Annotated in this window: 13 protein-coding genes and 1 pseudogene; 6 read left to right on the forward strand and 8 right to left on the reverse strand. The window is 69.8% G+C overall.

Going from position 1 to position 11,861, the window contains the following annotated elements; translation table 11 throughout:
- Window positions 1-54 precede the first annotated feature (54 nt).
- Window positions 55-1,539: a PH domain-containing protein gene (locus NLX83_RS08545; protein ID WP_254234289.1), complete on the reverse strand. Its 1,485-nt coding sequence runs from the start codon at window positions 1,537-1,539 to the stop codon at window positions 55-57.
- A complete protein-coding gene (locus NLX83_RS08550; protein WP_254234290.1) occupies window positions 1,536-2,036 on the reverse strand; it encodes a PH domain-containing protein in 501 nt (166 codons plus the stop codon). The genes NLX83_RS08545 and NLX83_RS08550 overlap by 4 nt, the downstream gene beginning before the upstream one ends.
- Window positions 2,037-2,114: 78 nt before the next feature.
- On the opposite strand from NLX83_RS08550, the gene NLX83_RS08555 reads away from it, so the two are divergent.
- Window positions 2,115-2,729 carry a TetR/AcrR family transcriptional regulator gene (locus tag NLX83_RS08555; protein WP_254234291.1) on the forward strand — a complete coding sequence of 205 codons (615 nt, stop codon included), beginning with the start codon at window positions 2,115-2,117 and terminating at the stop codon, window positions 2,727-2,729.
- Here NLX83_RS08555 and NLX83_RS08560 read toward each other — a convergent pair.
- The 3 genes and pseudogenes from NLX83_RS08560 to NLX83_RS08570 all read right to left on the reverse strand — a co-directional run bounded on the left by NLX83_RS08560 (window position 2,726) and on the right by NLX83_RS08570 (window position 4,730).
- The gene (locus NLX83_RS08560; protein WP_254236140.1) at window positions 2,726-2,923 is read right to left on the reverse strand and encodes a helix-turn-helix transcriptional regulator; all 198 of its coding nucleotides are present in this window, start codon (window positions 2,921-2,923) and stop codon (window positions 2,726-2,728) included. The two genes, NLX83_RS08555 and NLX83_RS08560, sit on opposite strands and share 4 nt — an antisense overlap.
- A gap of 37 nt (window positions 2,924-2,960) precedes the next feature.
- Window positions 2,961-3,809, reverse strand: a complete 849-nt coding sequence (locus NLX83_RS08565; protein WP_254234292.1) for an ABC transporter permease — start codon at window positions 3,807-3,809, stop codon at window positions 2,961-2,963.
- A pseudogene (locus NLX83_RS08570) lies at window positions 3,806-4,730 on the reverse strand (ABC transporter ATP-binding protein). Before NLX83_RS08570 ends, NLX83_RS08565 begins: the two are co-directional and overlap by 4 nt.
- A 94-nt stretch (window positions 4,731-4,824) precedes the next feature.
- Here NLX83_RS08570 and NLX83_RS08575 point away from each other — a divergent pair.
- The gene (locus NLX83_RS08575; RefSeq protein WP_254234293.1) at window positions 4,825-5,784 is read left to right on the forward strand and encodes an NAD-dependent epimerase/dehydratase family protein; all 960 of its coding nucleotides are present in this window, start codon (window positions 4,825-4,827) and stop codon (window positions 5,782-5,784) included.
- Between the two features lie 295 nt (window positions 5,785-6,079).
- Here NLX83_RS08575 and NLX83_RS08580 read toward each other — a convergent pair whose 3' ends face one another.
- On the reverse strand, window positions 6,080-6,226 hold the full coding sequence (locus NLX83_RS08580) for a hypothetical protein (protein ID WP_168200670.1): 147 nt from the start codon (window positions 6,224-6,226) through the stop codon (window positions 6,080-6,082).
- A gap of 163 nt (window positions 6,227-6,389) precedes the next feature.
- Window positions 6,390-6,896 (reverse strand): GNAT family N-acetyltransferase, encoded by a 507-nt coding sequence (locus NLX83_RS08585; protein ID WP_254234294.1) that lies wholly within the window; start codon window positions 6,894-6,896, stop codon window positions 6,390-6,392.
- Window positions 6,897-7,015: 119 nt separating this feature from the next.
- On the opposite strand from NLX83_RS08585, the gene NLX83_RS08590 reads away from it, so the two are divergent.
- Window positions 7,016-7,630, forward strand: a complete 615-nt coding sequence (locus NLX83_RS08590) for an SIMPL domain-containing protein (protein WP_254234295.1) — start codon at window positions 7,016-7,018, stop codon at window positions 7,628-7,630.
- Here NLX83_RS08590 and NLX83_RS08595 read toward each other — a convergent pair whose 3' ends face one another.
- On the reverse strand, window positions 7,631-8,926 hold the full coding sequence (locus NLX83_RS08595; protein ID WP_254234296.1) for an acetyl-CoA C-acetyltransferase: 1,296 nt from the start codon (window positions 8,924-8,926) through the stop codon (window positions 7,631-7,633).
- Between the two features lie 82 nt (window positions 8,927-9,008).
- On the opposite strand from NLX83_RS08595, the gene NLX83_RS08600 reads away from it, so the two are divergent.
- Genes NLX83_RS08600 through NLX83_RS08610 form a run of 3 tightly spaced genes read left to right on the forward strand, consistent with a single transcriptional unit; the run spans window position 9,009 to window position 11,816 of the window.
- A complete protein-coding gene (locus NLX83_RS08600; protein WP_254234297.1) occupies window positions 9,009-10,346 on the forward strand; it encodes a 3-oxoacyl-ACP reductase in 1,338 nt (445 codons plus the stop codon).
- Window positions 10,346-11,188, forward strand: coding sequence for a MaoC/PaaZ C-terminal domain-containing protein (locus NLX83_RS08605; RefSeq protein WP_254234298.1), 843 nt, complete (start codon window positions 10,346-10,348; stop codon window positions 11,186-11,188). Before NLX83_RS08600 ends, NLX83_RS08605 begins: the two co-directional genes overlap by 1 nt.
- A 58-nt stretch (window positions 11,189-11,246) precedes the next feature.
- Window positions 11,247-11,816 (forward strand): TIGR03086 family metal-binding protein, encoded by a 570-nt coding sequence (locus NLX83_RS08610; protein ID WP_254234299.1) that lies wholly within the window; start codon window positions 11,247-11,249, stop codon window positions 11,814-11,816.
- Window positions 11,817-11,861: the final 45 nt, after the last annotated feature.

Raw genomic sequence — 11,861 nt, forward strand, 5'->3', positions numbered from 1 at the left:
AGCCCGGTTCCACCGCTTGCTAAACGCTCGCTAAACGGCACTGGCCCCGCAGATCTATCCGAGAACTTCTCGCGATGGACGGGCGAGGAACTCGGTGAGGAAGTTCGGCGTCACGGCTTCGGCGAAGTCCACCGCGTCGGACTCTGCGAGGTCCCGGATGCGGTAGCCCTGCTCGCCCGCGGCGACGGCCGCGGTCGCGGTGACCAGGCCCGCGCGACGGGAGAACGGGTTGCTGCTGAAGGACCACGAGAGAACCCCTTCCCGCTCGAGCAGAACGGTGTCCCGGCTGAACACGCCGGACCGGATCACGAGGTGCGAACCGGAAATCCCGTGCCCCAGGTTGCGATAGGCGTCCCGCCCCATCCACACAGCGACAGGCGCGGTCACCAGGAAGAAGATCCACGCCACGTGCAGAAGCACCGTGGTCAGCAGGAAACCCAACAGCAGCAACACAAAAGTGATCGGCAGCGTCACGAAGACGAAGCCGCGCACGACGCGACGACGCTGGGCGACTTCGGGGTGCTTGCGCAGCGAGGGATCGGTGCCTTGAGGCAGCCCCAGCACTTCGAGCGCGACCCGGGCAGCTTCCGCTCGCGGCGACGGGGGCAGCACGGAACTGCGTCGGCGGGTCTCCTCCTGGTTGCCGAGTCCTCCTGCGACCGCGTCCACCAGAGCGCCGCCGCCCGCACGCAGCAGAAGCGGTTCGCGGAGCCGGGAACCGCGCAATCTGCGGCGCTCGATGGACACGGCACGCGTGGTGAGCAGCCCGCGCCGGACCTGCAGTGTCTCCGCGTCCGTCCACTCCAGACGGTAGGACCACCAGGTCTCCACGTAGACGGCGATCGCGCCGATCATCCCGAGCAACGTGAGTCCCAGCGCCAGCAACGGAATCGTGAGCCACAGGGCGCTGTGCCCGAACGCGGCGAACGCGTCCTGGACGATCCCGATTTCCCACCACTTGATGTCCAGGCCGTTCAGCGCCCGCGTGGCCGCACCGGCCACGATGAGCACGCCGCCGAAGACCCAGAAGGTCAATGGCGCGTAGCGGAGCCACTTCCAGTGCATCGTCGCGATGACCGGATCGTCGGCGTGCGTGCGGTCGGCACGCGCCAGGAGTTCCTCGCGGAGCCGGTGCGCGGTCGCTCGGGGCAGCGCGTCGAGCACGAGTTCCTTCCCGCCATCCGATGCCGCGGTGCCCGCACGAAGGACCACCAGGCCGAGGACGCGGTGCACCGGGCTCGCGGTGAGGTCGACGTTGCGGACGCGCTCCAAGACGATCGAGCGGCGACGACGGTGCAGCACGCCGGTGTTCAGCTCGAACGTGGACGCCGAGATCCGGTACCGCGTTGTGGTCAGCCGGAGCACGCCGTAGATGGTGATCACCAAGAACGCCAACGTGATCCCAGCCAGGGTCAGCCAGCCGCGAACGCCGACGGCACCACCGGTCGCGAGCAGCGTCAGCACGAACGAGGCCAACGGCGCGACGAGCCACGCGCAGTGCACCGCGATGGTGCGGCGGTCCAGTCGCTGCCAGGTCACGTGGCATCACCCGGAACGACCTCGGCGGCCTCACCGATGCGCCGGGCCAGCTCGTCGGCGTCGGCTGCCGCGAGCCCGGCGATCTTCACGTCGCCGTGGGTCGAAGCCGTCGTCACCACGACGGTGGCCAGGCCGAACGAGCGCTGGATCGGCCCCTGGGTGGTGTCGACGGTCTGCACTCGGGACAACGGCGTCACGCGGTGCTTCTGCCAGAACCACCCGGACGCGGCGTAGACGGCCTTCGAGCCCAGCTCCCACGCGTGCACGCGGTACCGCCACGGCGGCATGACCAGGGCGTACAGCAGCGCGGGCAGCACGAGCACCGCGACGAGCAGCGGGCCGAGCCACACCAGTGCCTTCGGGAAGAACAGCAGGGACAACACGAACATCGTCAACGCGACCAGCAGCATCGGCCCCGCGAGCGACACCCACGCCTGCGCGCTCCACCAGCGGCGGGCGCGCGGATCGACTCGGTTGACCGGCGGTCTCAGGTTCACGGCGGACTCCCCCTCGTTTCAAGTCGACCGTATTAAGTCAGCTGTAATAAGTCAAACGACTTGCTATAGGCTGACCCGGTGCCGAAGCAGGTGGACCACGAGGAGCGGCGCGCGGCGATCGTCAGCGCGCTCTGGAAGCTGGCCGGGGAGCGGGGCCTGGACCGGGTGAGCCTGCGGGACACCGCGCGCGCGGCCGGGATGTCGCTCGGGCAGCTCCAGCACTACTTCGCCACCCGCGAGGACATGCTGGTCTCCGCCATGGACTTCATCAGTGAGCGGGTCACCGAGCGGGTCACCGCCAGGGTCGCGGCGCTGGACGAGCGGACGCCGGAGGCGATCCTGCGGATGTGCGTCGCCGAGATGCTGCCGCTGGACGACCGCAAGCGGCAGGGCAGCCGGATCAACATCAGCTTCTACGTCGAGGCGCTGGACAACGAACGGCTGCTCGCGCACTCGCGCCAGGGCTCAACGAAACTGCTGGACTTCTTCGAGCACCAGCTGCGCGAGGCGCGGGACCGCCGCGAGATCCCGGCAGACCGGGACCCGCGGCGGGAGGGCATGCTCATCATGAGCGTGGTCGACGGCCTGACCAGCTACTACCACCTGGGCCTGCACACCGCCGAGGAAGCGTTGGCGATGGCGACGCACCACCTGGACACCCTGTTCGGCGCCGCACACGAAACGAAACGTTAGTCGGCGCCGATGCGGGGGAACGGGGCGAGCGAGAAGACGACCTCCAGCGGCACCTCGAAGTGCTCGGCGATCCGCAGCGCCAGGTGCAGGCTGGGGCTGTACTCGCCGCGCTCCAGGTAGCCGACCGTCTGGTAGTGCACGCCGAGCGCCTCGGCGAGCTGGCGGCGCGAGATGCCCCGTTCCGCGCGGAGCATCGCGATGCGGTTGTGGATCGTCTCCGACCCCGTGCCCTCACCCAATGGACTGCATCGCCTTCCTCTTCCTGGCCTCAACGGACGAGCCGGACTCGCGCCTGGCCATCCGGCGCAGCACGATCGGCGCGAGCAGGAGCCCGACCACCGCCCAGGCGCCGAGCACGCCGAAAGTCTCCAGGTGCCGCCAGGACTGGCCGACCTCCACCCCGGCCATCCCCTCGGGCAGCAGTGCCGAGCGGGTGCCCAGCCCGAGCCAGTAGACCGGGAAGACCTGGGCGAGGCCCTGCATCCACTCCGGCATCTGGGACAGCGGGTAGAAGATGCCGGACGAGCCCGCGACGGCCATCACCGGGAGCATCACCACGCCGACGCTGCGCGAGTTGCTGACCAGCGAACCGAGGATCGCGCCAACCGGCAGCGTCGCCAGCAGCCCGAGCGCGACCACCCAGACCAGGGTGAGTCCGGAGCCCGCTCCGCTGATCCCGACCCCGTCGAGCAGCACCGTGGCCGCGCCCAGCTGGACGGTCACGGAGATGACCGTCGTCCCGGAGATCAGCACGGTCTTGCCGACCAGGTAGCCGACCATGCCGTTGGGCGTGGACTTGGCCCGCAGCAGCGTTCCGTCCTCGCGCTCCACGGTCAGCAGCTGCGCCAGGTTGACCAGACCGGTGACCGCGATGCTCATGCCGACGATGCTGGGCAGCATCAACTCGCCGACCGAGAACGTGCCCGCGATCTTGGCGTCGCGGACGAAGAACAGGACCACCGTGAAGACCACGACGGGGAAGAAGTAGCCCAGCAGGTCCTGCGGGGTCGTCAGGCTCTGCCGGAGCTCGATGCCGCCCCTGCGCAGCCCGAGCCGCACGGCGTTCCAGGTCGGGTTCATCGCGCTCCCTCCACGAACTGACTGGCGGCGGCCACGACGCCACCGGATTCGGCTTCCCTGACCAGGGCCATGTAGGTGTCCTCCAGCGTGGCGCGGCGGACCTCCAGGTCGGCGACGTCGTCACCGTGCTGGGCGAAGAGGTCGCGGACGAAGGGCGTCGACTCCGTGGTGGAGTGCACGAAACGCTGCCCGCGGACGGTCCAGCGGACCTCGGCCGAGGTCGCCATCCGCGCGGCGAGCGCGTCGGCGGAGCCGTTGGCGATGATCTGCCCGCCCGCCAGGATCACGATGCGGTCGGCCAGTTTCTCGGCCTCGTCCAGGTCGTGCGTGGTGAGCAGGACGGTCGTCTCGTCATCGGCGATCCGGTGCACCAGGTCGTGGAACTCGCGTCGGGCGGCCGGGTCGAAACCGACCGTCGGCTCGTCGAGGAACAGCAGGTCCGGGCGCCCCACCATGCCGATCGCCACGTCCAGCCTGCGGCGCTGGCCACCGGAGAGCTTGGAGATCCGCGTGTTCGCCTGCGGACCGAGCCCCCACCGACTCGATCAGCTCTTCACCGCGCCACGGCGCCCGCTTCCGCTCCTCGGCGTACGGGAGGTAGTAGTCGCCCAGATGCGCGAGCAGCTCGCGGACGCGCCACTTCGCGTGGTCCCGCCAGGATTGGAGAACGACGCCGAGCCCGGCCCGCCACCGCTCGTCGCCGTGCGCCGGATCGACGCCCAGCACCGAGACCTCGCCGTCGGAGCGCATCCGGAAGCCTTCGAGGATCTCGATCGTGGTGGTCTTGCCCGCCCCGTTGGGCCCGAGCAGCGCCAGCACCTCGCCGCGCTGCGCCTGGAGGTCGATCCCGCGCAGCACGTCGTTCGTCCCGTACCTCATCCACAGGTCCCGGACCTCGATCACGGTTCCCCAACCCGTCATGAACCTCCCCCTTCTTGTCGAACTACTGCTAGCGAATGTAGCAAATGTACTACATCCGACGGCAAAATCGGGGCGGCCGTGTTCGGATGGGGCCATGCGAGTGGTCGTACTCGGCGGGACCGAGTTCATCGGCAGGCGCATCGTCGAGGAGCTGGTCGCTCGCGGCGACGACGTCCTCGTCGTGCACCGGGGCCGGACCGAGCCGCGGAACTGGGTCGCCTGCGAGCACCTGCACGCCGACCGGGCGGACTTCGGCACGGTCGCGGCGGACGTGCGCGCGTTCCGGCCGGACGCGGTGATCGACACCATCGCGCTGAGCCGGGGCGACGTGGACGCGGTGCTGCCGCACCTACCCGACGCGCAGCTCGTCGTGCTGTCCAGCATGGACGTGTACCGCGCGTTCGAGCTGTTCAAAGCCGGGGCGAGCGGGGAGCCGACGCCGCTGCGCGAGGAGAGCGCGCTGCGCGTCGGCCGCTTTCCCTACCGGGGCCAGGGCCTCGGCCTCGACGACTACGACAAGCTCGACGTCGAGCCCGCCTACCTGGAACGCGGCGGGGCGGTGCTCCGGCTGGCCGTGGTCTACGGGGAGCACGATCCGCAGCACCGGGAGGAGTTCGTCCTGCGGCGGGTCCGGGCGCAGCGCGAGCGGATCCCCATCGGGCCCGGCAACTGGCTGTGGACCCGCTGCTACGTCGGAGAGGTCGCCAGGGCCGTGCTCGCCGCACTCGGGAACGCCCGCGCGCAGGGCGAGATCTTCAACATCGGTGAGCAGCACACGCACGACTTCGGCACCTGGACCAGGCAGATCCTGGCCGCTGCCGGGCACGAGGCGGAACTCGTCGAGGTGCCCGGCGACCTGGTCCCCGCCGACCTGGTGTTCACCAAGGCGCACGCGCAGCACCTGCTCTTCGACAGCTCGAAGGCGCACGACCTGCTCGGGTGGCGACCCGCACCGGTGGAGTTCGGCATCGAGCGGTCGGTGCGCTGGCACCTGGAGAACCCGCCCGTCGAGCCCGGCGCCGACTTCGGCGAGGACGACCGGGCGCTGGCCTAGCGCCTGCGGATATGGGAAACCCCGCGGTGCTGCCAGGTCGGGGGTCCGACAGCATCGCGGGGTCATAGTGGTCATCGCTGGTGCGACCGACCTTGTTACACCCTACAGCCTATGTGATGCGGGTCACGTTTGGTGACCGGGTGAGACACGTGACGACGACAGATGAAACAGATGAAAGCGCCCCTGGGCGGCGGGAGGCCGCCCAGGGGCGCTGGTAACTCCGTTGGGCAGGACGGCGGGAGGGCCGCTCGAGCCGGCGGTCGAGGTCGCCGGCGAACGTCCGCCGTCCCCGGCCTCAGCGGAGGGTAGTCACCTGCTGGCTGGCAATGACCATGAGCTCGTGACGCAGGGCCGGGGTGGCCGCGCCGTCGATCGCGCGGTTCACGGCACGGCGAGTCCGGTTGTCGGCACGACGAGCACGCATCTTCGCGACGAGGTTCATCTGAGTTCGCATCCCCTTGGAAGTCTGTGTCGGAGTGACAAGACAAGTATGCACCAGATACCCCGGTTGTGCACCCGATTGTCCGGTGAGATGCCTCACCAGCCGGACAAGTAACGGCGTGTTCCCGGTTACGGCCGGATGTTTGCCAGAGAAACGGGAAGCATCAGAGGTGCCGCCGGTAGCGCACGAAGCTCGGGCAGTCGGCCCGCCGCGCCATCTCGTCCAGCCACCAGCCGCGCGCGGCGAAGAAGGACCGCGCCCTGGCGTTGTGCTCCCAGACCCACAGGGTGAGGTAGCCGAAGGAGACCCGGAGCCTGCTCACCGCCGCGCGCAGCAGCTCCCCGCCGACGCCCCGGCGCCAGCTCGGCGGGGCAACGTAGAGCGAGTACAGCTCGCCGACCCCGGCCGGATCGGCGTCCGGGTCGTGGCTCGGGCCCGCCGCGGTGAACCCGACCAGCCTGCCGTCCAGCTCGGCGCACAGCAGGGCCTGGTCCGGCGAGTAGAGGAACCCCTCGATCACGTCCCGGCGCCGCGCGGCCTGTTCGGGGTCGACCAGCACCCGCTCGTCGACGTGGCCGCGGTAGTAGGAGGCGCGGGCCCTGGTGTGGATCTCCGAGAGGTCGTCGAGGTCAGCGAGATCGGCAGCCCGGATCCGCAGGTCTTCGCTCATGCAGTGGAGGACGCGCGAGCGGACTCCCGGTGGCCCGCAAGCGATTTCTCGCACAGTTGCGGTCAAACCCTCAAGTTCCCTCGTTGCGGATGCGGCCATTCGCGGGGAGTGTGGGTGGCGTGGCTGAAGTAGTGACCAAAGGGACCGGAGAAGTCGAACGCATCGCCGACCGCGCGCAGCTGTGGGTCTCCTACAGCGCGAACGGGGCCGATCGCACCGCTGCGGTGAACGAGCTGACCTCGCGGATCTCGCGGGTCGAGCCGTTGCTGGACCGCGAGGGCGTCGAGGTCCGTTCACGGCGGCTTTCGGTGCACACCAACTGGGAGAACGGGCATCGGGTCGGCTCCGGGGCGGAGCAGTACTACTCGGTGCGGGTCACCGACCGGGAACAGCTGGACGAGCTGCTCGGCGCGCTGATCGCGGCGGAGCCCGCGTGGCTCAACGGACCGGACTGGGAGTTGTCGGACCGGTCCGAGGCCGTCGCCGACGCCCAGCACCACGCGGTCGAGGACGCGCGGCGCCGGGCGCAGGGCTACGCGGCGGCGCTGGGCGTGCGGCTCGGCCCACTGCTGCGGATCACCGACGGGGACGAGTCGCACGGTGGCGGCGTCGAGCGGATGGCTTACGCGGCGACCGCGGCGTCCTACGCGCCGGACACGCGTGAGCTGAAGCTGGAACCGCAGCCGGTGACCGTCTCCGTCCGCTGCACCACCACCTGGGTGCTGCTGGAGTGATCAGCGTTCCAGGATCGCCGTGACGCCCTGACCGCCCGCTGCGCAGATGGAGATCAGACCGCGGCCGGACCCCTTCTCCGCCAGCAGTTTCGCCAGGGTGGCCACGATCCGCCCGCCGGTGGCGGCGAAGGGGTGGCCCGCGGCCAGCGAGGAGCCGTTGACGTTCAGCTTGGCCCGGTCGATCCGGCCGAGCGGGGCGTCGAGGCCGAGCTTCTCCTTGCAGTAGCCCGGGTCCTCCCACGCCTTGAGGGTGGACAGGACCTGCGACGCGAACGCCTCGTGGATCTCGTAGAAGTCGAAGTCGCCGAGGTCGAGCCCGGCCCGCGCGAGCATCCTGGGCACGGCGTAGGTCGGCGCCATCAGCAGGCCCTCGCCGCCGTGCACGAAGTCCACCGCCGCCGTCTCGCAGTGGGTGAAGTGCGCCAGCACCGGCAGCCGGTGCCGCTCGGCCCATTCCTCGCTGGCCAGCAGCACGGTGGAAGCTCCGTCGGAAAGCGGCGTGGAGTTTCCGGCCGTCATCGTCGCGGAATCGCGGAACTCCTTGGACTTCGTGCCGAACACCGGCTTCAGCTTGGCGAGTTTGTCCACTGTGGAGTCAGGGCGCAGGTTCTGGTCGCGGGTCAGGCCGAGGAACGGCGTCAGCAGGTCGTCGAAGAACCCGCACTCGTAGGCGACGGCCAGCTTGCGGTGGCTGGCAGCGGCCAGCTCGTCCTGCTCCTGCCGCTCGATCTCCCACTCCTTGGCGGTGATCGCCGCGTGCTCGCCCATGGACAGGCCGGTGCGCGGTTCACCGTTGCGCGGGAGGTCAGGGACGACGTGGCTCGGCCGCAGCTTCGGCAGCAGCTTCAGCCGGGCGCCGATGCCCTTGGCGGAGTTGAACTTCAGCAACAGCCTGCGCAGGTCCTCGTTCACCCCGATCGGCGCGTCGCTGGTGGTGTCGACCCCACCGGCGATCCCGGCGTCGATCTGGCCGAGCGCGATCTTGTTGGCGACCAGGATGACGGCCTCGAGGCCGGTGCCGCACGCCTGCTGGACGTCGTAGGCCGGGGTCTGCGGGGAGAGCCTGCTGCCGAGCACGCTCTCCCTGGTCAGGTTGAAGTCCCGGCTGTGCTTGAGCACGGCGCCCGCGACCACCTCGCCGAGCCGCTCGCCCTGCAACCCGAACCGCCCGACCAGACCGTCCAGCGCGGCGGTGAGCATGTCCTGGTTCGATGCGGATGCGTAGGGGCCGTTGGATCTCGCGAACGGGATCCGGTTTCCCCCGATGATCGCGACGCGGCGTGTGGTCTCGGCCATGTGCCCCTCCAGCGGTTACGGGGATACCCTTTCGAGCATAACCTACCGATGAGTAGTCTTACTGATGAGTAGGGAGCCTCACATGGCGGATCGGTACCAGCGGTTCAGCACCTCTCCGCTCGGGCGGACGCTCGTGCGCAAGCTCGGCCTGCCCAGTCCGGCGCCGCTGCGCAGACACCGCCCTGGTGACCCCGTTGTAGCAGGTCAGGTACTCATCGGCAGCGCGGAGGACGGCAGGCTGGCCAAGATCGCCACGGCCATTCTGACCGGGGCGGGCGCCGAGGTCGTCACCACCCCTCCGGAGGGCGAGGACCGCTTCGCCGCGATCGTCTTCGACGCCACCGGGATCACCGACAGCGCCAAGCTCCAGGACCTGCACCGGTTCTTCCAGCCGGTGATCCGGCGGCTGGGCCCGTGCGGCCGGGTGATCGTTCTCGGCACTCCGCCTTCGGACTGCTCCGACGCCAAGGAGGCGACCGCGCAGCGCGCTCTGGAGGGCTTCACCCGATCGCTGGGCAAGGAGGTCAAGCGCGGAGCGACCGCACAGCTCGTCTACGTCTCGCCCGGAGCGGAGGAGGGGATCGCCAGCACGCTGCGCTTCTTCGTCTCCGATCGCTCCGCGTTCGTCTCCGGGCAGGTCGTTCGCATCGGCGTCGCCGACGTGACCGAGCCGGAGGACTGGGAACGGCCGCTGGCCGGGAAGACCGCGCTGGTCACCGGCGCCTCCCGGGGAATCGGCGCGGCGATCGCGGAACTGCTCGCACGGGACGGCGCATCCGTTGTGTGCCTTGATGTTCCGGCACAGGGCGATGAGCTGGCCGAGGTCGCGAACCGGATCGGTGGCAGCACGCTCCAGCTCGACATCACCGCGCTCGACGCCCCCGCCCGGATCGCCGAGCACTTCGCGCAACGGCACGGCGGGGTCGACGTCGTGGTGCACAACGCGGGCATCCTGCGGGACAAGACGCTCGGCAAGATGGACGAGCAGCGGTGGGACTCCGTGATCGCGGTGAACCTGTCCGCGCAGGAGCGGATCAACGACGCGCTGCTGGACGGCGTGCTCCGCCCCGGCGGCCGGATCGTCGGCGTGTCCTCGATCGCCGGGATCGCGGGCAACTTCGGGCAGACGAACTACGCCACCTCCAAGGCCGGGGTGATCGGCATGGTGCAGTCGCTCGCGCCGGTGCTGGCCCGCACCGGGAGCACGATCAACGCCGTCGCGCCCGGCTTCATCGAGACGAAGATGACCGCGTCGATCCCCTTGTTCACCAGGGAGATGGGCCGCAGGCTGAGCAGCCTCGCGCAGGGCGGGCTGCCGGTCGACGTCGCGGAAACCATTGCCTGGTATGCGAATCCGGGCTCGGCCGGGGTCAACGGCAATGTGGTCCGGGTGTGCGGCCAGAGCCTGCTGGGGGCGTGATGAGCGTGGTCAGAACGGTTCGCGAACTGCACAGCACACCCAGTCTCGGATTGCTGTACCCCAAGGCCGCGCTGAGCTTCGGCGCGCGCGGCTCGGAGCTGCCCGGCGTGGAGTACGTGCGGCCGGACGTGGTGGTCGATCGCGCTGAACTGGTGGCGTACAACGAGGTCTGCGGTTTCGGCACCGGCGACGTGCTGCCCGCGACCTATCCGCACATCCTCGCTTTTCCTTTGGCAGTGCGGTTGATGACCGATCGCGGGTTCCCGTTCCGGCTGCCCGGCCTGGTGCACGTCGGCAATCGGATCACCCAGCACCGGCCGGTGTCGGCAGGGGAGGGCCTGCGGCTGCGTGTGTGGGCGGACTCCTTGCGGGACCACGAACGCGGGCGGCAGTTCGACATGAACGCCGAGGCGGCGGTGGGGGAGGAGGTCGTGTGGCAGGGCGTGAGCACCTACCTGCGGCGGACGTCCTCCTCGCCGGGCTCCGCGCAGGCCGAGCTGGAGGCGCTGGCCCCGCCCTCGGCGCTGTGGCGGGTCCCCGACGACGTCGGGCGGCGGTACGCGGCGGTGTCGGGCGACCACAACCCCATCCACCTCAGGCGGATCACCGCACGGCTTTTCGGCTTCCCCAGGGCGATCGCGCACGGGATGTGGACCAAGGCGCACTGCCTCGCGGCGTTCTCGGGCCGGTTGCCGGACGCGTTCACCGTTGACGTCCGCTTCAAACTCCCGGTGCTGCTGCCGTCCTCGGTGGAGTTCCGTTCGGCGCGGCGCGACTCCGGCTGGGAGTTCTCCGTTCGCTCCGCGCGCGGACCTCACCTGGCGGGTGTCATCGAGGCGTGATCCACATGAGTGGCGCGTCGTGCTGGCGTCATTCCGTGAGCACTGGTGTGGTGGAGTCATGGAGCTGCTCGAAGCACACGACCGCGCCATGGAGGAGTTCGACCGACGAGTGCACCTGGTGCGCGCCGACCAATGGCAACTGCCGACGCCGTGCACCGAGTGGACCGTGCGTGATCTGGTGAATCACCTTGTCGGAGAACAGTTGTGGGCTCCGTTGCTGCTGCGCGGAGCGACGGTCGAAGAGGTCGGCGACCGCTTCGACGGCGACCAGCTCGGCGACGACCCGGTCGGCACGTGGCAACGCGCGGCGCGCAACGCCCGCGACGCCTTCGAGCGCCCGGACGCGCTGGACGACGAGGTCGAGGTCAGCTTCGGCACCATCCCCGCGACGGACTACGGCTGGCAGATGACGATGGACCTCACCGTGCACGCGTGGGACCTGGCCAGGGCGATCGGCGACGACGACGCGCTCGACGCCGAGCTGGCCGAGGCGGTCTACACCGTGATGCGGCCCGAGGTGTCGAAGTGGCAGAGCTCCGGCATTTTCGCCCCGCCGATCACCGTCCCCGCCGACGCCGATCCGCAAACCCGCCTCATCGCCCTGGTAGGCCGCGACCCCCGCTCCTAACCCAGCCCCCGCTTTTCCCGTTTCGTACTCTTGCCGGGAAAGAGA

The organism is Allokutzneria sp. A3M-2-11 16 (genome assembly GCF_024213555.1).
Lineage (GTDB): Bacteria > Actinomycetota > Actinomycetes > Mycobacteriales > Pseudonocardiaceae > Allokutzneria.

Excerpts from the sequence above, each read along its gene's own strand:
- NLX83_RS08560 (WP_254236140.1), bottom strand. The coding sequence starts at position 2,923 with ATGCTCCGCGCGGAACGGGGCATCTCGCGCCGCCAGCTCGCCGAGGCG.
- NLX83_RS08585 (WP_254234294.1), bottom strand. The coding sequence starts at position 6,896 with ATGAGCGAAGACCTGCGGATCCGGGCTGCCGATCTCGCTGACCTCGAC.
- NLX83_RS08605 (WP_254234298.1), top strand. The coding sequence starts at position 10,346 with ATGAGCGTGGTCAGAACGGTTCGCGAACTGCACAGCACACCCAGTCTC.
- NLX83_RS08600 (WP_254234297.1), top strand. The coding sequence starts at position 9,009 with ATGGCGGATCGGTACCAGCGGTTCAGCACCTCTCCGCTCGGGCGGACG.
- NLX83_RS08575 (WP_254234293.1), top strand. The coding sequence starts at position 4,825 with ATGCGAGTGGTCGTACTCGGCGGGACCGAGTTCATCGGCAGGCGCATC.
- NLX83_RS08610 (WP_254234299.1), top strand. The coding sequence starts at position 11,247 with ATGGAGCTGCTCGAAGCACACGACCGCGCCATGGAGGAGTTCGACCGA.
- NLX83_RS08580 (WP_168200670.1), bottom strand. The coding sequence starts at position 6,226 with ATGAACCTCGTCGCGAAGATGCGTGCTCGTCGTGCCGACAACCGGACT.
- NLX83_RS08595 (WP_254234296.1), bottom strand. The coding sequence starts at position 8,926 with ATGGCCGAGACCACACGCCGCGTCGCGATCATCGGGGGAAACCGGATC.
- NLX83_RS08565 (WP_254234292.1), bottom strand. The coding sequence starts at position 3,809 with ATGAACCCGACCTGGAACGCCGTGCGGCTCGGGCTGCGCAGGGGCGGC.